At 49.2% G+C, this 18,430-nt stretch carries 15 protein-coding genes; 8 read left to right on the top strand and 7 right to left on the bottom strand.

The window, feature by feature from the left end:
- Positions 1-37 precede the first annotated feature (37 nt).
- On the top strand, positions 38-5,458 hold the full coding sequence (locus tag EPD17_RS18085) for an alpha-2-macroglobulin family protein (RefSeq protein ID WP_165929658.1): 5,421 nt from the start codon (positions 38-40) through the stop codon (positions 5,456-5,458).
- Positions 5,459-5,563: 105 nt separating this feature from the next.
- Here the strand turns inward: EPD17_RS18085 and EPD17_RS18080 are convergent, their stop codons facing one another.
- The 7 genes from EPD17_RS18080 to EPD17_RS18050 form a co-directional block, all read right to left on the bottom strand.
- On the bottom strand, positions 5,564-6,334 hold the full coding sequence (locus tag EPD17_RS18080) for a rhomboid family intramembrane serine protease (RefSeq protein WP_132055907.1): 771 nt from the start codon (positions 6,332-6,334) through the stop codon (positions 5,564-5,566).
- A 393-nt stretch (positions 6,335-6,727) separates the two neighbouring features.
- A complete protein-coding gene (locus EPD17_RS18075; protein ID WP_114235490.1) occupies positions 6,728-7,153 on the bottom strand; it encodes an RNA recognition motif domain-containing protein in 426 nt (141 codons plus the stop codon).
- Positions 7,154-7,413: 260 nt separating this feature from the next.
- Entirely contained in the window at positions 7,414-7,860 is a 447-nt protein-coding gene (gene rplI, locus EPD17_RS18070; protein WP_114235491.1) for a 50S ribosomal protein L9, read from the bottom strand.
- Between the two features lie 76 nt (positions 7,861-7,936).
- A complete protein-coding gene (gene rpsR / locus EPD17_RS18065) occupies positions 7,937-8,203 on the bottom strand; it encodes a 30S ribosomal protein S18 (RefSeq protein WP_114235492.1) in 267 nt (88 codons plus the stop codon).
- Positions 8,196-8,561 (bottom strand): 30S ribosomal protein S6, encoded by a 366-nt coding sequence (gene rpsF / locus EPD17_RS18060; RefSeq protein WP_114235493.1) that lies wholly within the window; start codon positions 8,559-8,561, stop codon positions 8,196-8,198. The genes rpsR and rpsF overlap by 8 nt, the downstream gene beginning before the upstream one ends.
- Positions 8,562-8,939: 378 nt before the next feature.
- A complete protein-coding gene (gene recJ, locus EPD17_RS18055; protein WP_132055906.1) occupies positions 8,940-10,643 on the bottom strand; it encodes a single-stranded-DNA-specific exonuclease RecJ in 1,704 nt (567 codons plus the stop codon).
- A 14-nt stretch (positions 10,644-10,657) separates the two neighbouring features.
- Entirely contained in the window at positions 10,658-11,620 is a 963-nt protein-coding gene (locus EPD17_RS18050) for a polyprenyl synthetase family protein (protein ID WP_132055905.1), read from the bottom strand.
- Positions 11,621-11,968: 348 nt separating this feature from the next.
- Between EPD17_RS18050 and EPD17_RS18045 the strand changes: the two genes are divergently transcribed.
- The 7 genes from EPD17_RS18045 to EPD17_RS18015 all read left to right on the top strand — a co-directional run bounded on the left by EPD17_RS18045 (position 11,969) and on the right by EPD17_RS18015 (position 18,284).
- A complete protein-coding gene (locus EPD17_RS18045) occupies positions 11,969-13,447 on the top strand; it encodes an OmpA family protein (RefSeq protein ID WP_240040666.1) in 1,479 nt (492 codons plus the stop codon).
- A 142-nt stretch (positions 13,448-13,589) separates the two neighbouring features.
- Positions 13,590-14,402, top strand: coding sequence for an outer membrane protein assembly factor BamD (locus tag EPD17_RS18040; protein WP_132055904.1), 813 nt, complete (start codon positions 13,590-13,592; stop codon positions 14,400-14,402).
- Positions 14,377-14,718, top strand: coding sequence for a DNA-directed RNA polymerase subunit omega (locus EPD17_RS18035; protein WP_114235498.1), 342 nt, complete (start codon positions 14,377-14,379; stop codon positions 14,716-14,718). Before EPD17_RS18040 ends, EPD17_RS18035 begins: the two co-directional genes overlap by 26 nt.
- 273 nt (positions 14,719-14,991) lie before the next feature.
- Entirely contained in the window at positions 14,992-16,185 is a 1,194-nt protein-coding gene (gene coaBC / locus EPD17_RS18030; protein WP_132055903.1) for a bifunctional phosphopantothenoylcysteine decarboxylase/phosphopantothenate--cysteine ligase CoaBC, read from the top strand.
- Positions 16,182-17,096 carry a type IX secretion system protein PorD gene (porD, locus tag EPD17_RS18025; RefSeq protein ID WP_132055902.1) on the top strand — a complete coding sequence of 305 codons (915 nt, stop codon included), beginning with the start codon at positions 16,182-16,184 and terminating at the stop codon, positions 17,094-17,096. The genes coaBC and porD overlap by 4 nt, the downstream gene beginning before the upstream one ends.
- A complete protein-coding gene (locus EPD17_RS18020) occupies positions 17,093-17,461 on the top strand; it encodes a DUF4296 domain-containing protein (RefSeq protein WP_114235501.1) in 369 nt (122 codons plus the stop codon). Before porD ends, EPD17_RS18020 begins: the two co-directional genes overlap by 4 nt.
- 130 nt (positions 17,462-17,591) lie before the next feature.
- A complete protein-coding gene (locus tag EPD17_RS18015) occupies positions 17,592-18,284 on the top strand; it encodes a CoA transferase subunit A (RefSeq protein ID WP_132055901.1) in 693 nt (230 codons plus the stop codon).
- The last annotated feature ends 146 nt before the right edge of the window (positions 18,285-18,430 follow it).

The raw sequence follows: 18,430 nt of genomic DNA, 5'->3' as shown, positions 1-18,430 counted from the left end.
TTACCTTTTGCACCCATTCATCCCTAACGCAAATTTTATGCGTACCAAATTATTCACGCCCTTTTTCCTGCTCCTCGCCGTCTTCATTATTTCCTGCAACCGCAGTTATGTTTCGCTGGACAGCACCAACGCAAAAGGCGAAGTGGCGCAGCTCACCAATCTGCGTTTTCGGTTCAGCGAACCCGTGATGGCCGATTCGTTGCTTAACGAGTGGGACTCGGCTGCATACATTTCTTTTGAACCAAAAATAAAGGGGCGCTTCCGCTGGGAAAGCCGCGATGAGCTGGTGTTTTCGCCATCAGAGCCGCTGTTGCCCGCAACGGCTTACAAAGCCAGCATCCGCGATGAAGTGCTCCGCTTTTCGGAATATGATCGCGTAAAGGATGCAGACAAAATTTCGTTTTACACTGCACCCTTACAATTGCACGAAGTGCAGGCGTCCTGGGTGTTGCAAGCCGAAGGATCGCAGGTGGCCGTGCCGCAACTCAGCCTGCATTTTAATTATGCAGTAAATGGCGAAGAAGTAAAAGATAAACTGGCCGTAAAGAGTAATGGTACAGCGGTGCCGTTTACATTGCAAACCCTGGCGCCTTCTGATGTGATTGTGTTGCGGTTGAACGGCGTTCAGCCGGCGGATCGCGATATGGAAGTGGAAGTGGCTTTACGCAAAGGTGCCAAGCCGGTTAAGGGCAGCACGGCAACTGCGGAAGATGCAACCGCATCGGCATTTATTCCATCGCCGCTGACGCTAAAAATAAACAACGTTATTGCCAGCCACGACGGCACTGAAGGTGTGGTGCGCATCCGCACCAGCCAGCAACTGGTGCAGGCTAATTTTAAAGACCTGATTCGCTTTGAACCTGCTGTTGCATTTACCACCGAGTGGGATGATTTTGGGCTGGTATTGCGCAGCGCACAATTTGATGCGGAAGAAAGCTATGCGCTTACGGTGGCCAAGGGACTGCGCGGCACCGTTGGTGGTGTGCTGCGCGAAGCATACGATGGCAGCGTGGCTTTTGGTGCGCTGGAAAGCACCATTCGTTTTTCGTCGGCAAAGGCTGTGTATTTATCGAAACGTGGCAGCGGCAATATTGAAGTGCGCATTACCAACACACCCAAAGTGCGGCTGATCATTTCCAAAATTTATGAAAACAATTTGTTGAATGCTGAACGCAATGGATACTACCCGCAAGCCGGTGGCGATGATGAAGCGGAGTATGTTTCCATGCAGGATGCTTATATTGACCCTACAGCCGGTGATATTTTATTCAACAAAATAATTGACACCCGAACCTTGCCCAACTCCGGCAATGGAAAGCTGCTCAACCTGAAAGATTTTGAAGACCGATTGCCTGATGTGAAAGGCATCTATCATGTAATGGTGCGCTCCACCGAAGAATACTGGATCAGCGACAGCCGCTTTGTTTCCTTTTCCGACCTCGGTTTGATTGCAAAACAAGGCGGCGATAAAATGCTGGTGTTTGCCAACTCCATAAAAACCGCGCAAAGCATTGAAGGCGTTACCATCAATGTGTATGGTGCAAACAACCAGTTGCTGGCCACTGGCGCTACCAACAGCGATGGCGTAGCCGAAATGCCGCTGCCGCAAAAAGATTTTGCCGGCTACCGGGCAGCGATGGTGGTAGCCAAAACAGCAGATGATTTTAACTACCTGCCGTTTAATAATACTGCAGTCAATACATCGCGGTTTGAAGTGGGCGGCAAGCGGATGAATGCTGCCGGTTTGGATGCATTTGTTTATGCGCCGAGGGACATTTACCGGCCCGGCGAAAAGATTGATTTTGCCGTGGTGCTGCGCGATAGGGAATGGAAAAGCCCGGGCGCTATTCCGGTTAAAATGAAGGTGTTGATGCCTAATGGAAAAGAGCTGAAATCCTTTCGCAAAAGCCTGAACGATGAAGGCGCTGTGGAAGGCAGTGTGGATGTTTCTACTGCAGCCATTACAGGCTCTTACTTATTGGAAATATACAGCGCTACCGATGTTTTATTGGCTTCGAAAAACTTTATGGTGGAAGAGTTTGTGCCTGATCGTATTAAGGTTAGTGCACGATTGAACCAACCTTCGTTAAAGCCCGGCGATGCGACTACACTTGCTATCAACGCGGTGAATTTTTTTGGTCCGCCGGCAGCTAACCGTGCTTATGAAACAGAGATACAGGTAGTGCAGAAAAAGTTTGCAGCAAAGGCATTTCCGGACTACGATTTTACACTCGCCAATCAACGATCTTTTTTCGATAAACAATTAAAAGAAGGCAATACTGATGCTGCGGGCAATGCTGCCATCTCGTTTGAAGTGCCCGCCTTGTATCGCAATACCGGCTTGCTGGAAGCACGTTTTTTTGCCACTGTTTTTGATGAAACAGGAAGGCCCGTAAGCCGGCATGTGGCGGCGCCCATTTACACCCAAGATGTGTTTCATGGCATTCAGGATGATGGCTATAGCTACTATGCGCAAAATGCGCCGGTGGCATTCAAATTGGCTTCAGTAAATACAGCAGGTACGGCTGTAAATGCAGTGGCAAAATTGCAGGTAATTAAACGCGAATACCGCACAGTGCTGACCAAGAGCGGATCATATTTCCGGTACGATTCTCGGCCCGAAGACAAGCTGATGGTGGAAAAGGAATTGACCATCGGCAACGCTACGGCGTTTCAGTTTATTCCGCGTTCGCCCGGCGATTATGAGCTGCGCATTTACCGGCCCGGCGCTGCGGCTTATGTGAGCAAAAAGTTTTACAGCTATGGCTCCTGGGGCGCTGATAATAGTTCGTTTGAAGTAAGCACCGAAGGGCAGATCGACATCAGCCTGGACAAAGAAACTTATAACATGGGCGAAAAGGCAAAGGTGTTGTTTAAAACACCGTTCAGCGGCCGCATGCTGGTTACTACCGAACGCGATGGCGTGCAGTCGTATCAATACCTTTCGGTATCGGGCCGCAGCGCTTCGCTTGATATTGACCTGAAAGAATCTGCTGTTCCCAATGTGTATGTTACGGCCACTTTGTTCAAGCCCCACGAGGTTTCGGGCATACCATTAACTGTAGCGCATGGTTTTAAAAATGTGCCGGTTAATGGTAAAGATCGGCGGCTGGCTGTGAGCATCAATGCACCTAAATCATCCCGCTCCAAAACAAAGCAAACGGTGGTGGTAAAAGCTGCTCCGGGCAGCATGGTATCGCTGGCAGCGGTGGACAATGGCGTGCTGCAGGTAAGTGGTTTTAAAACACCCGATCCTTACGATCACTATTATCAAAAAAGAGCATTAGGCGTATCTGCGTACGACCTATATCCGCTTCTTTTTCCAGAGTTGCGTGCACGGCTCAGCAGCACCGGCGGCGATGGCAATATTGGTATGGAAAAACGGGTAAATCCCATGCCTGCACGGCGGTTTAAGATCATGTCGTATTGGAGTGGCTTGCAAAAAGCAAACGGCAGTGGCGAAGCCCGTTTCCAGTTTGATGTGCCGCAGTTTAGCGGGCAAATAAGGCTGATGGCCGTTGCAGTAAAAGGTGGCCAGTTTGGCGCAGCCGAAAGCGCCACCACCATTGCCGATCCTGTAGTATTGAGCAGTGCGCTGCCGCGGTTTTTAAGTCCCGGCGATACCGTGCTGGTGCCGGTAACCGTTTCCAATACTACCGGCAAGGCTGCAAATGGTAGTGCAGCACTATCGGTGAGCGGGCCTGTGCAGATTGTTGGTGGCAATAGCCAGGAAATAGTGCTGCAACCTAACGGCGAGGCACAAGTGCAGTTTAGGTTAGCGGCGGCCAATACCATTAATGTAGCAAAAGTGGCGGTGCAGGTAAAAGCCATGGGCGAAACATTTACCGAAGAAACAGAACTGTCCGTACGTCCGCCTTCAACGCTGCAACAAGTCACCGGCAGCGGATCGGTTGTGGGTGGCAACACGCAAAAGATAACGATGCCTCTAACTGATTTTATGGCCGGCAGTGCGCAGTACGAATTGGTCGTAAGTCGGTCGCCGGTGGCGGAGCTTGCGGACCAGTTGCAATACCTAGTGCAATACCCATACGGCTGCACCGAGCAAACCATTTCGGCTGCATTTCCGCAGTTGTACTACGCAGATTTTTCGGAGTTGGTGCAAACCAACAATCAGCGCAGGGTAAACGCGGCTGCCAATGTGCTGGAAGCGATCCGGAAAATTAAAATGCGGCAATTGTACAATGGCGCATTAACGCTTTGGGATACGCAGGATGGCGTGGTTACAAGCGGCGGTGCTCCCGAACATTGGTGGACAACAGCCTATGCTGCGCATTTTTTACTGGAAGCACGCAAGGCCGGTTTTGATGTGGACAACAGCCTGCTGGAGACAATGCTAGGTTACCTCACCGAGCGGTTGAAAGCAAGGCAAACCATTACTTATTATTACAACCGCGACCAGAACCGAAAAATTGCACCGAAGGAGGTTCCGTATAGCTTGTATGTACTATCGCTGGCGGGCCGCACACCGGTTTCTACCATGAATTATTACAAAGCCAACCCGCAAATGCTGGCGCTGGATGGGCGTTACCTTTTGTCTGCAGCTTATGCGGTGGGCGGCGATAAAAAATCCTTTGCCGCGCTTTTACCCAAATCGTTTAGTGGAGAGGAATCGGTGCAGCAAACCGGCGGCTCGCTGTATAGCGCTACCCGCGATGAAGGCCTTGCGCTGAATTCATTGCTGCAGGTGGATCCCGGCAATGCGCAGGTGCCGCAAATGGCACGTAACCTAACGCAGCGCTTAAAAACAGAACCTTACCTCAATACGCAGGAACGTGCTTTTGCTTTTTTAGCATTGGGTAAAATAGCCCGCACGGCGGCACGATCGACCGCTACGGCGGAGGTGCGCAGCAGCGGCAAAGTGGTGGCCAAAATTGATGGCGCCGACTGGCGGGGTGGGGGCACTGCTTTGCAAAACGGTGCAGTGGAAATTGTTGCCAAAGGTTCGGGAAGGCTGTATTACTGGTGGCGTGCACAGGGCATCAGCGCCAGTGGTTCCTACAAGGAGGAAGATAATTTTATAAAAGTGCGCCGGCAATATTTCGACCGCAACGGGCGGCCGCTGTCGGGCAATACATTTACGCAAAACGACCTGGTGATTGTGGGTGTTAGTTTAGAAAAGGCCTACAACGGCACCATTGAAAACATGGTGCTCACCGACCTGCTGCCTGCAGGTTTTGAAATAGAAAATCCACGCACCAAGGACATCCCGGGTATGGATTGGATCAAAGATGCTGCGGAGCCAACGGCAATGGATGTGCGGGACGACCGGATCCACTTTTTTGTGGATGCAGCGCGGCCCAAACAAACCTATTATTATGCCGTGAGGGCCGTATCGCCGGGACAGTTTAAGCAGGGACCGGTGAGCGGTGAGGCTTTGTACGATGGCGCTATTCACTCGTACCACGGCGCCGGTTTGGTGCAGGTAGTGCGGCGGTAAATATTAGGGCTTTAGTTTGGTGGGTTCACGAGTTCACGGGTTCACAAGTTGGTTTGAAAAGACCTGTGAACTTGTGAAGCCGTGAACTTCAGAAACTGAACTCTTCTACCGGTAATACTCCTGTCGGTCGGTTACAATGACGCGTTGTTTTTTTACAAAACGCCGCACCAGCAGCAAGCCGGCAATAAAGCCACCGATGTGGGCTGCATAAGCTACGCCGCCTGCTGCTTCATCGCCGCCCAGTGCGCCCAGCCCGTTGATGATTTGAAACACGAACCAGATGCCCACCGAAATAAATGCAGGTACGGTAATGATGGTAAACAACATCCACACATGCACGCCGCGCCGCGGAAACAAGAGCATATAACCGGCAAGCACACCCGAAATAGCACCTGATGCACCAAGGCTGGGTATGAGCGGGTTGTGGCCCAGGAATGCAGTAGTAAACACATGCGCCAGCCCTGCCAGCACACCGCACAGGAGGTAAAAAATAAGGTAGTTGCGGTGGCCCATTACATTTTCGAGATTATCGCCGAAAATCCAGAGATACATCATATTGCCCGCCAGGTGGGCCACGCCTCCGTGCATGAACATGGAGGTAAACAGCGTGAGGTAAACCGGCACCGGGGTGTATTGCAATCCGGGCATTTCGAGCTGCTGGCCGGTGTAAGGATCGGTAAATATTTTAGAATCGGTGACGATGTCGGTGCCGGTGAGGATTTCGCCGGGCACGGTGGAGAAAGCATAGGTAAAGCCAATGTTGCGGCCAAGCTCCTGCCAGTACACAAACACCAGGATGTTGAGTGCCAGTAAAATGTAGTTGACAAAAGGAGTGAGGCGGCGGTCGCGGTTGTCATCGCCAATGGGTATGAGCATGAACCAGTGATTTGTATGATTGGGAATGATCGGCAGGATGCGGCATTACAGGCGGCACCCGGCCGGTGTAGAGATTACAAATATCTTTCCAAGGGTGTTGGGCTTATATGCGCAGGAAAGGCTGTTTGCTGCGCATAGAAGGGAACGTACAAGTGTGCGACGCAACAGGAGTTGAATAGGATTACAAAGGTTGACTACATAAAAAGTACCAGGTCATTTTCGAATGGCGTTTCAATACGCAATTTTTAATTCGGGTTAAAAATCTTGGCCACTGTAAACGACAATGCCTGGAGAGAAAATCATTAAAATCCTCTCTCATCAAACAAATCACCGGTCAAAAAAAAGTCCCGCCGGGTGGCAGGACTGAATGCGTTTGTAGGTGTATGGTCTGGTTTAGTAGCCGCCGCCGTAGCCGCCGCCACCTTTTTTGAAACCGCCGCCTCCGGAGCCGCCGCCACGGTTAAAACCGCCACCGCCGCCGCCGCGGTTGAACCCGCCGCCGCCACCGCCGCGATTAAAGCCGCCGCCACCGCCGCCGCCGAAGTTCTTTTTGAAGCCACCACCGCCGGCACCACCTTCTTTGGGCCGAGATTCGTTTACCACCAGGTTGCGGCCGTCCACTTCGGCACCGTTCAGATCGTTAATGGCTGCCTGCGCCTGCTCGTCATTGGCCATTTCCACGAAACCAAAGCCTTTGCTGCGGTTGGTGAATTTGTCCATAACGATTTTTGCAGATGATACTTCACCATAAGGGGTGAACAGGCCGGCTAAGTCCTGATCTTTCAGGTTCCAGCTAAGGTTTCCAACGTAAATGTTCATTGTGAGATAGGTTTAAAAATGGTTGCCAACAGTGCGCCCCGAACAATGAACATTTGGAAACGTTCAATGAAACATGGAAACAAAAGAACACTGGTGCCTTACGAATATAAAAGTTTTCTCTTGAATTAATGAATAATTCAAATGGAACAAAATTTTTTTCGCAAGGTGCAATTTGGGCCGTTTGCGGACCCCTTTTGCCGGTATAAATGCAAAAAGCCTGCACCGGGGTGCAGGCTTTTGTATGCAGTGTAAGCGAATGCTTATTCGGCTACCACTTCAAAGTCAACTTCGGCAGTGTTGCCGTTGCCAAAATCTACGGTGGCTTTGTAAGCACCCAGCTCTTTTACTTCATCGGGGAGGCTGATTTTGCGGCGGTCGATCTCGTAACCTTTCTGGTCGCGGATGGCACGGCTGATTTGCAGTGCGGTAACGCTACCAAAGATTTTGCCGCTAGTGCCGGTTTTGGCGCCCACTTTCACGGGAGCTTCCTGCAGTTTGGCAATTACGCTGTTGATCTGTGCCAGCATTGCAGCTTCTTTCTTAGCGGCCACTTTCAGGCGCTCTTCCAGTTGCTTGCGGTTGGAGGGAGAAGCCTCAACAGCAAAACCTTGCGGGATCAGGAAGTTACGGGCATAGCCGTTTTTTACCTTTACCAGTTCGTTTTTGCCGCCCAGGTTATCTACGTCTTTGATCAGGATAATATCCATGTTGTTTTGTTTTACCAATAGCTGTTAGGGCTACTGTCATCACCCACCTATTTGCAGGTGAATTAGGTTAAAGATTCTATTTCAGCAGGTCGGTCACATAAGGCAACAGTGCCATCTGGCGTGCCTTTTTGATGGCCTCACCTACCAGGCGCTGATACTTCAGCGAGTTGCCGGTAATGCGGCGGGGCAGCATTTTGCCTTGCTCGTTCAAAAATTTTTTCAGGAACTCTACATCTTTATAATCGATGTATTTGATTCCGTACTTTTTGAAACGGCAGAATTTTTTAGGGCGCTTTTCCTGCTTGATCGCTGTCAGGTACTTGATCTCATTAGGTCTAGCCATTGTTTACCTCCGCTGCTTTTTCGGTTCCGGTAGGTACGCCACTTCTTTTCTTTTGGTTGTACTCGACGGCGTATTTATCGAGACGTGTTACCATGTGACGGAGTACGGACTCGTCACGCAGAAGCTGGATTTTCAGCTTCTCATTGAAGTCGGATGGCGCAGTAAATTCCGCAACCCAGTACAAACCAGTGGTTTTTTTCTGGATTGGGTACGCCAGTGATTTCAGTCCCCAAGGATTTTCAGCAACGATCTGGCCGCCGTTATCGGTAACCAGGGTTGTGAATTTTTTCTGAGCGGCTTTGAATTCATCGTCGCTCAGAACAGGGGTAAAAATCACCATCAATTCGTAATTGTTCATGATCCCTGTTTAAGGTTTAAAAATTAAAGAGGCGCAAAGGTAGGGAAAAGTGGGGAAAGTAAGTAGTGTCGGAAGTCGGACGTCCGAAGACGGAAGACGGGAAAGACAGGGGAAACGGAAAAGACAGTAAAGAAGAGTAAAAATTAGTGGTGATTTCAGTTTAGAACGTTGCTGAATTCAGTTAGGAAGGATGCTTTAAAAAAGACGGCAGGTGTTTTATTTAACAAGAAATATCCAGAGCAGAGGTTAGAAACCGACCGTGTTGCAAGGTAAAATTATGTGTAAGCTTAAAAACCAAAACGCACCATCATCCTTGTATTCTGCCTCTTGTCTTCCGACTTCCGACTCTACTGTCTTTGCCGTCTTTCCTGTCTCGCTCTACTCACTTTCCCGCACATCTATCACTTTCAGCTGCAGGCTGCGTTCGCCGTTCCATTCGTTCACGTCAATTTTAAATACCAGATCGAATGGCTTGCCCGATTGCACCACGGGCCATTTTTCGGCCATGCCAAACCCAATGCCGGTAATGGAAGTTCCATTCTGGCGGACCACAAAGCGGAGGTGGGCTTCTTTAACCACCTTACTATAGCCAGAGTTGGTTACGCGGCGGGCTACAAATGTGGGGTTCATATTGCCGGGGCCAAAGGGCTCCATCTGGCGGAGAATATCATAAAAAGGCCAGCGGATGTCTTTGAATTCGATCTCTGCGTCTACTACAATTTCGGGCACCAGCAGTTCGGGGTGGATGGATGCTTCCACCACTTCTTCAAAGCGTTGGCAGAAAGCGTCCACATTATCGGCGTTCAGCGTCATACCGGCGGCATAAAAGTGGCCGCCATAGCCCAGCAGCAGGTCTTTACATTGATGGATCGCTTCGTACACATTAAAGCCGGCCACGCTGCGTGCCGAGCCGGCTACGTATTCACCGGATTGGGTTAAAATAATCGTAGGGCGGTAATAATGATCAATAAGCCGGGAGGCCACAATGCCCACCACGCCTTTATGCCAGTGCGGTTGGTACAATACAGTACTTTTGCGTTTTACCAAAACCTCGTCGTTTTGGATCAATGCCAATGCCTCTTCGGTAATATTGGTGTCGGCTTCGCGGCGGTCTTTGTTATCGGTATGGAGCTGTTCGGCCCAGGTGGTGGCTTCTTCCAGGCTGGTGGCCACAAACATTTGCACAGCCTTTCGGGCATCGTCCATGCGGCCGGCGGCATTTACCCGCGGCGCAATTATAAATACCAGGTTGTTGATGCCAAATTCGCCTTTAAATTCGCCCAGAATTGAAAGTGCCTTGATGCCGAAGTTGGGCGATTCGTTTGCTTTTTTCAATCCGAAGTGCGCCAGTATCCGGTTCTCGCCGGTAATGGGCACAATGTCGGCCGCAATGGCCGTTACCACCAGGTCGAGGTATTCAAAAACTTCGGAGTCGGGGAGGTGGAGTTGTTGCGTCAGCGCCGTCATTAATTTAAACCCAACGCCACAGCCACACAACTCTTTATAAGGATAGCGGCAGCCGCGCTGTTTTGGATTTAAAATGGCTACTGCCGGCGGCAACTCCTCATCGGGCAGGTGGTGGTCGCAAACGATAAAATCAATGCCTACGGATGCTGCGTATTTAATAAGATCGACCGACTTGATGCCGCAGTCGAGTGATATAATTAAAGTATAGCCGTTTTCGTGGGCAAAGTCAATCCCGGCCCGGCTTACGCCGTAGCCTTCGCGGTAGCGGTGGGGAATATAAAACTCGGTAGGGCTGTGCAGCTTTTTTAAAAACTGGAACATGCAGGCCACTGCCGTTGTTCCATCCACATCGTAATCGCCAAACACCAGTATTTTTTCGCCCGATCCAAAAGCCCGCAAAATGCGGTCAACTGCTTTGTCCATGTCCTTCATCAGGAACGGGTCGTGCAGGCCGGAAAGCTCGGGGCGGAAAAAGCTGCGGGCCCCATCAAATGTTTCTACGCCACGCTGCACCAAGATTTCGCACAACACGGGGTGTATGCGCAGCTCCTGCTGCAAGGCCAATTTTTTAGCCTCATCTGCCTGTTGTATGCGCCATCTTTTCTCTTTCAGCATCTTGTGGGGGTAGGTCAGTATTTACGGTCGGATATAAAACGAACCAGGTCTTCAAAACCATCCCGCACATCGGAAGGCGGAAAATGGTGCAAAATATTTAGGGCGTCCCTTTTATACCCTTCCATTTTTTCAATGGTATAATCAATGCCGCCGCTTTTGGTTACAATGTCAATTACTTTATCAACGCTTTTCTTCCGGGTGTTCTCGTTTTTAATAATATAGATCAGTTCCTTGCGTGTTTTTTTATCTACATTATTTAAGGTATAAATCAACGGCAGCGTTAGTTTTTTTTCCTTGATATCATTGCCGGTGGGCTTGCCAATGTTTTGCGCTGTATAGTCAAAAAGATCGTCTTTTATTTGAAATGCCATACCTACGGCTTCGCCAAAGGTCCGCATTCTTTCCGCCACTTCATCATCTCCGGTAGTGCTCCAGGCACCGGCAGCACATGCTGCCGCCAAAAGCGATGCAGTTTTGTTGCGAATGATTTCAAAATATACGGATTCTTCCAGGTTTAGTGTGCGGCTTTTTTCCATTTGCAACAGCTCACCTTCGCTCATGCGGCGCACCGCTTCGGAAAGTAGCTGCAAAATGCGGAAGTCGTTGTTATCCAATGACAGCAGCAGGCCTTTTGCCAAAAGGTAATCGCCTACAAGTACCGACACTTTATTTTTCCAAAGCGCATATACTGAGAAAAAACCTCTACGTTCGGCGGCATCATCCACTACATCATCGTGCACCAGTGTGGCGGTGTGTAACAATTCGACCAATGAAGCAGCGCGGTAAGTAGATTCGTTGATGGTGCCGCACAGTTTGGCGGTAAGGAAAACAAACATGGGCCGGAGTTGCTTTCCCTTGCGTTTTACAATGTATCGCATCACCCGGTCGAGCAGCGGAACATCACTATTGACGGCCTCTTTGAATTTTTTTTCGAAGGTTTTTAGCTCTTGTTCTATTAAGGTAACAGGTATCTGCATTCGTAAAATGCCCGAAAGGTACAAAGGAGGCTACAATTTGCAACATGTGGTATAAGAATTGCACCCCGGCAATTGGCAGGGATGGATATTATGCCAGGCAGTTGCTTCAAATAATTTAAAAGTTTGGTAATTGTATGTCAATATTTATTTTTGCCGCAGATTAGGACATTGTTTTTTCCAACTCAATTAAAAATTATGGCAAGCAAAAGGTACTCTTTTCTAACAGGCGTCTTATGTCTGTTGGCTTCGTACGGTTTTTCGCAGACGTCTACCACCTCCCAATCAGGGTACAGTGCATCAGATTCCTCTATTATTCCTTCACGCAGTATGCCTCAGCATACTGAGTTCATGAACGGCACATACAACTTTCCTGCAAAACCCCGCAACCAGTGGGAGTTGGGCCTGAAAGTAGGTTCGGTGAACATCAGTGGTGATGTTGCTTCTCAGTTTCCTGGATTTGGCGCTGGCATCCACCTGCGCAAAGCTTTTGGTTATATCTTCTCGTTGCGTGGTGGTTACATGTATGGTGTTGCTCGTGGTTTAAACTGGCAGCCTTCAACGAACTATGAACTGAATGAAGCTTGGGGTGGGTATACTGGCCAGCCTGTATATTACAACTATCGTACAGAACTGAACGCACTTTCACTTGAAGGTATCTTTTCTTTGAATAACGTTCGTTTTCACAAGTCGAAAACCGGCGTGAACGTGTATGCTCTGGCTGGCGTGGGTTTGACTACATATCAAGCTCGTGTTAACAAACATAACGGTGAGAACGGATTTTATTATTCTGAATTTGCTGCAATCAACGGTGGTTCCTATGAAAATCGGAAGGATACTCGTGATGCGCTTAAAGATGCATTGGATGATTCTTATGAAACAGCAGCTGAAACCCATGGCGACCGCAAAGGCAAATTCCTGGGTGTAACTGCAATCCCTGCAGCCCACATCGGTGCTGGTGTTGCTTTCAAACTGAACAACCGCTTTAACCTTGCTGTCGAAGATCGTTTCTCTTTCACAAAAGACGATCTGCTGGACGGCCAGCGTTGGGCTGAGCAGACTCCTGGTAACCCCGTGCTGACCCGCGACTTCGACGCCTACAACTTTCTGTCTGTTGGTCTGAATATAAACTTGGGTGCTAAATCTATTGAGCCATTGTGGTGGGTTAACCCATTGGATTACGCTTACAGCGAAATCCGCAACCCTCGCCTGATGCGCCTGCCCAAGCCAGTACTGCCCGATGCTGATGGCGACGGCATTACCGACCAGTTTGACCTGGAGCAAACTCCTCAAGGTGTTCCCGTTGACTCTCATGGTGTAAGCCGCGATACTGATGGTGACGGTGTACCTGACTTCCGTGATAAAGAACTGGTTACCCCAACTTATTGCCAGCCTGTTGACGCTGACGGTGTTGGTAAGTGCCCATGCCCAGAAGGTTGCAATACCGTTGACACTTCAGCTTCGGCTTGTGCCGCTGCACTGGGTGCAATGCCAAGCATCACGTTCTCTGGCAACACTGTTCGCCTGTCTCAGGATGCACAAAGCCTGCTGGCTTCTGTAGCTGCCCGCCTGCGCAACAACCCCGGTTGCCGCGTAGTGGTAGTAGGTTATTGCGCTTCTAACAAATCGGCTCAGCAACGCAGCTGGGATCGCGTAAACGCAGTGATCAACCACCTGGTAGAACGTGAAGGCATCAGCCAAGATCGCTTTATCTTCCAGCATGCTCAGGAAGGTGGCGATTGCAACACTGTTGACATTCGTGCAGCAGCAGCTGGTGAAGAAGGACCAAGCAATGTTCCTGCTCCGCACCCCAACCTTAGGAGAAATTAATTTCCCCTAAATACAATAGAAAAAAGCCAGGCGCATCCAATGCCCTGGCTTTTTTTATTAAAACAATATTAACGGGCACCCAGCGCTAACAGTTGAGAAAATCCGGAATATTTGCCCAAACTGATTAACTTTGCCCACTTTTATGCGGTATCTCCTGGTTATATTTATAGCCTTTTCTTTTGTGGCCTGCAATGGCGTCAACAAAGTGCTGAAGAGCAAAGACCCTGAGTATAAGCTTCGCATGGCGGAACAGTATTACGCCAAGAAGAAGTTTTTATATGCCCAGCAACTTTATGAAGATGTGATCCCGTTTTTTAAAGGGCGGCCAGAGTTTGAAGACATTTATTATAAATACGCCTTTACCGCCTACAACCAGCAGGACTTTCTAAACGCCGAGAACCTGTTTAAAACATATTTAGAGGCATTCCCAACCAGTGCCCGTTCGGAGGAGATTGAATACATGCGGGCTTATACTTTTTATAAGCAATCTGCAAAGGCCGAACTGGACCAAAGCAATACGCTGAAGGCGATGGGCATGATGCAGACTTTTATCAACACCCACCCGACTTCGGCAAAGGCAAAGGAAGCAACTGATATTATTGATGCACTGCGCCTGCGCTTGGAAAAAAAGGATTTCAACGCCGCACAGCTATACTTCGATCTTGGCCAGTTTAGGGCTGCCGCTGTATCGTTCAACTCGCTGCTCAACGCTTATCCCGATACGCAAAAGGCCGACGAATACAAGCTGATGTCGATAAAAAGTTATTTTCGCCTGGCTGAAAACAGCGTAGAGGAAAAACGCATGGAGCGTTTTGAAAAAGTGATTGAAGAATGCAACGATTTTATTGACCGCTTTCCTGAGAGTCCGCTACGCAGTGAAGTGGATCAATTGATAACCTCATCTAAAAACAACATTAAAAACGTAAGCAATGAGTCGGTTAAGACGCCAGCTTAGCACCAGCACCACCAATAATGTGGAAACGCGTAACCTGCAGGACCTGAAAGCAAAAACAGGCAACCTGTACGCTTCCATTGCCATTGTAGCCAAGCGTGCTAACCAGATCAATATTACCCTGAAAGAGGAACTGCACAACAAACTCGAAGAGTTTGCATCGCATACCGATAGCCTGGAAGAAATCCACGAAAACAAGGAGCAGATCGAGATCAGCCGGGCCTACGAAAGAATGCCCAACCCTGCTATTTTGGCTACCCAGGAGTTTATGGAAGACAAGATCTACCACCGCAAGAACGAAGACGATCTGTTTTCTTAATCGCGGATTGGAGGATTAGAGCACGATTAAAGGATGAGAATTAATGGTATTATATACGCTTTGATAGTGAACGATCATTAAAGCTTTTCAGCATCATTCGTTATTCTTTGTTTCTTGTTCGATTTTCTTTTCTCAAAATAATTGGGCGGCACTGCATCAAGCGGTGCCGCTTTTTTAGCTTAAATGAAGTTCACGACAGGCAAAAAGCCTTGTTTCATTTGTTCACTCATTTACTTCCAACCTCGGTCTTCCGACTTTCCCTACTTTAGCACTATGTTTTCGGGTAAAAAAATACTGATCGGCATCAGCGGGTCTATTGCCGCATACAAAATTGTTCACCTGGTGCGCCTGCTGGTAAAAGAAGGTGCTGAGGTAAAAGTGGTGATGACGCCTGCCGCAAAAGATTTTGTTTCCCCGCTTACCCTGTCTACGTTATCGAAAAATGAGGTGCTATCGGACCTTTTTGAAGCCGATAGCTGGGCCAACCACGTGGCTTTGGGCCGCTGGGCCGACCTGCTGCTGGTTGCGCCGTTGAGTTGCAACACGCTGGCTAAAATGGCAAACGGCCTGTGCGACAACCTGTTGCTGGCTACCTACCTTTCCGCTACCTGCCCCGTAATGGTGGCCCCGGCCATGGACGAGGACATGTGGCACCATCCCACTACCCGCGAAAACCTGGGTCGGCTGGCAGCACACGGTTGCCATGTTTTGCCGGTAGCGCATGGCGAACTGGCTAGTGGCTTAATCGGTGAAGGCCGCATGGCCGAACCTGAAGCAATCCTTGAGGCCATCCATGCGTTTATTACTACTGCTCAGGATTTTAACGGAAAAAAGGTATTGATTACCGCCGGGCCTACATACGAAGCCATCGATCCAGTGCGTTTCATTGGCAATCATTCGTCCGGTAAAATGGGCTATGCGTTGGCAAAAGAATTTCAAAAGCGTGGTGCTGCGGTAACGGTGGTGTCAGGACCGGTCTCATTGCCAGCGCTGCCGGCGCCGATTGAAACGGTAAAAGTCCAATCGGCAGGCGAAATGTTTGCGGCCTGTATGGAGCATGCAGCCAACTATGATATAGCTGTGATGGCCGCCGCAGTTGCTGATTTTACTCCCGGCCAAGTTGCTCCGGAAAAGATCAAAAAGAACGGTGCAGCATTAACCCTGAACCTGGAACCAACAAAAGACATTTTGGCCACCTTGGGTAGCCAAAAACGGGACGGGCAGGTACTGATTGGTTTTGCGCTGGAAACAAATAACGAAGAAGCCAATGCCCGCCAAAAACTGGAGGGTAAAAATGCCGATGCCATCGTGCTGAATTCGTTGAACGACGCCGGTGCTGGTTTTGGCAAGGCGACCAATAAAATAACCATCCTGACAAAGGACGGGCAAACGCATTTTTTTGAAACAAAAACAAAAGAGGCCGTTGCGACAGATATTGCCAACACGGTGCTGAAGCTGATTCCATGAAAAAACCTTTGATCCTTATTCTATTATTGTGCTGCATGCAGTGGGCCGGTGCGCAGGAGCTGCAGGCCCGTGTATCGGTGGTGGCTAACCGCGTTGGCTCCAACGTAGACAAAAAGATTTTCAATACCCTGCAAACCTCCTTATTCAACTTTTTGAATAACCGCAAGTGGACCAACGACAGCTACCTGCCGCAGGAGCGCATCAAATGCAATTTTCAAATTACCATCGACCAGGATGCAGGCCAGAATATTTACAAAGCCACCCTCACGGTGCAGGCTGCACGGCCGGTATATAATTCGATTTACGAGTCGCCGGTAATTAATTTCCAGGATGGAAACCTCACGTTCCGTTATGTAGAGTTTCAACCCGTTGAGTTCAACGAAAACCGCGTTCAAGGCTCCGATCCAATGGCAGCTAATTTGCCCGCTATGCTGGCTTATTATGTAAATATTATTTTGGGTGTAGATGCCGATTCGTTTGCGCCGGGTGCCGGCGAGCCTTTTTTCCGTAAAGCGCAAAACATTGTGAACAATGCACCGGAGGGCCGCGACATCAGCGGGTGGAAAACGTTTGATGGCGTTCGCAACCGGTTCAGGCTGGCCGAAAATTTTACCGACAGCCGTTACAATGCGCTGCACGAAGCGTACCACGCATACTACCGCCAGGGCATGGACCAATTTTACGACGAGCCCACCGAGGCCCGCAAAGGCATCATTCATGCATTGAATGTGCTGAACCGACTGAATACCGAGATTCCGAACTCTATGGGTGTGCAGTTTTTCTTTGGTGGTAAAAGCAATGAACTGGTGCGGGTGTTTAGCAAAGCCGACCCGGCACAAAAAGCACAGGCCCGTGACCTGCTGTTGAAACTGGATGTTGCCAATGCAACGGCCTATAAAGAATTGAGATGAAAAAACTGCTGCTGATATTGGTGGTGGCCATTGGTTGCAACAGCAAACCGGAGCTGCCGAAAAATATTTTACCGCAACAAAAAATGCAGGCCATTATGCTCGACCTGATCCAGGTGGATGGCCGCATTGCCAATGCACTTCCGGCCGATTCGCTGATCCGGCTGCCGGCATCGCGGTACCGCATGTACCAGCAGGTGTTGGCACTGCATGGCACCAATAAAGCTGCGTTTCAGAAAAGCCTGCAATACTATGAGCAAAACCCGCCGCTGCTGAAAGAAGTAATCGATGCAATGGATGAAAACCTGAATCGCCAGATAAACGACACTGCAAAAAGAGCCAAGCCGCAACCACCCAAGCCAATGTAATGCAGCTATTCTGCTATTTGTTTTGCTTTAATAGTTGTACGGCCTGCCAGCTTTTATCACTGCGTAAAACACCTCATTCCTTATTGCGGCAAGGCATTTTGGTAAAAGCTAAATGCCCTACATTTAATGCATGAACAAAGTATTTGCTCATGCAATGGATGCCCTGCACGATGTTGCGGATGGCGCCACATTGATGCTCGGTGGATTTGGTTTGTGCGGCATTCCCGAAAATTGTATCGCGGCCCTTGTACAAAAAGGAGTGAGCGGTTTGACCTGTATTTCGAACAATGCCGGCGTGGATGATTTTGGTTTGGGCTTGTTGTTGCAGCGCCGCCAAATCAAAAAGATGATGAGTTCTTATGTAGGGGAGAATGCAGAATTTGAACGACAACTGTTGCAAGGCGAACTGGAAGTAGACCTCATTCCGCAAGGCACTTTGGCTACCCGCATACAAATGGCGGGCATGGGCATCCCGGCTTTTTTTACACCGGCAGGCTACGGAACCGAAGTGGCGGAAGGCAAGGAGGTGCGGGAATTTGATGGTAAAAAGTACCTCATGGAAATGGCGCTCCATGCCGACTTTGCCATGGTAAAAGCATGGAGAGGCGATACAATGGGCAATCTTGTTTTTCGGAAAACCACCCGCAATTTTTCCACCTCGATGGCACGTGCCGGAAACATCACCATTGCAGAAGTAGAGGAGTTGGTGCAACCCGGCGAACTCGATCCGGACAGCATTCATGTACCCGGTATTTATGTGCACCGCATATTTAAAGGAGCGAATTACGGGAAACGAATTGAACGCAGAACGGTGCAGGAATAAGTTTAAAGTGTAAGGTTTAAAGTTTAAGGTTGAATGTTAGAGGTTGTGGAGATGAATGGATAGCTGTTGTTCAATTGATAATGAAATGACCCTCGGTCTTCAATAACCTTAAACATTAGACTTTAAACTTTAAACATCCAATCACA

Source organism: Pseudocnuella soli, from assembly GCF_004347775.1.
Classification (GTDB): Bacteria; Bacteroidota; Bacteroidia; order Chitinophagales; family Chitinophagaceae; genus Flavisolibacter; species Flavisolibacter aquaticus.
The sequence above is the reverse complement of the archived record's forward strand: the minus strand, read 5'-3'. Positions and strand labels throughout refer to the sequence as shown.

Bases quoted from the DNA above. Each gene is read 5' to 3' on its own strand.
- EPD17_RS18050 (WP_132055905.1), bottom strand. From the start codon at position 11,620: ATGCAGATACCTGTTACCTTAATAGAACAAGAGCTAAAAACCTTCGAA.
- recJ (WP_132055906.1), bottom strand. From the start codon at position 10,643: ATGCTGAAAGAGAAAAGATGGCGCATACAACAGGCAGATGAGGCTAAA.
- EPD17_RS18020 (WP_114235501.1), top strand. From the start codon at position 17,093: ATGAAAAAACTGCTGCTGATATTGGTGGTGGCCATTGGTTGCAACAGC.
- rplI (WP_114235491.1), bottom strand. From the start codon at position 7,860: ATGGATATTATCCTGATCAAAGACGTAGATAACCTGGGCGGCAAAAAC.
- EPD17_RS18085 (WP_165929658.1), top strand. From the start codon at position 38: ATGCGTACCAAATTATTCACGCCCTTTTTCCTGCTCCTCGCCGTCTTC.
- porD (WP_132055902.1), top strand. From the start codon at position 16,182: ATGAAAAAACCTTTGATCCTTATTCTATTATTGTGCTGCATGCAGTGG.
- EPD17_RS18075 (WP_114235490.1), bottom strand. From the start codon at position 7,153: ATGAACATTTACGTTGGAAACCTTAGCTGGAACCTGAAAGATCAGGAC.
- EPD17_RS18040 (WP_132055904.1), top strand. From the start codon at position 13,590: ATGCGGTATCTCCTGGTTATATTTATAGCCTTTTCTTTTGTGGCCTGC.
- rpsR (WP_114235492.1), bottom strand. From the start codon at position 8,203: ATGGCTAGACCTAATGAGATCAAGTACCTGACAGCGATCAAGCAGGAA.
- EPD17_RS18045 (WP_240040666.1), top strand. From the start codon at position 11,969: ATGAACGGCACATACAACTTTCCTGCAAAACCCCGCAACCAGTGGGAG.
- EPD17_RS18080 (WP_132055907.1), bottom strand. From the start codon at position 6,334: ATGCTCATACCCATTGGCGATGACAACCGCGACCGCCGCCTCACTCCT.
- coaBC (WP_132055903.1), top strand. From the start codon at position 14,992: ATGTTTTCGGGTAAAAAAATACTGATCGGCATCAGCGGGTCTATTGCC.
- EPD17_RS18035 (WP_114235498.1), top strand. From the start codon at position 14,377: ATGAGTCGGTTAAGACGCCAGCTTAGCACCAGCACCACCAATAATGTG.
- rpsF (WP_114235493.1), bottom strand. From the start codon at position 8,561: ATGAACAATTACGAATTGATGGTGATTTTTACCCCTGTTCTGAGCGAC.
- EPD17_RS18015 (WP_132055901.1), top strand. From the start codon at position 17,592: ATGAACAAAGTATTTGCTCATGCAATGGATGCCCTGCACGATGTTGCG.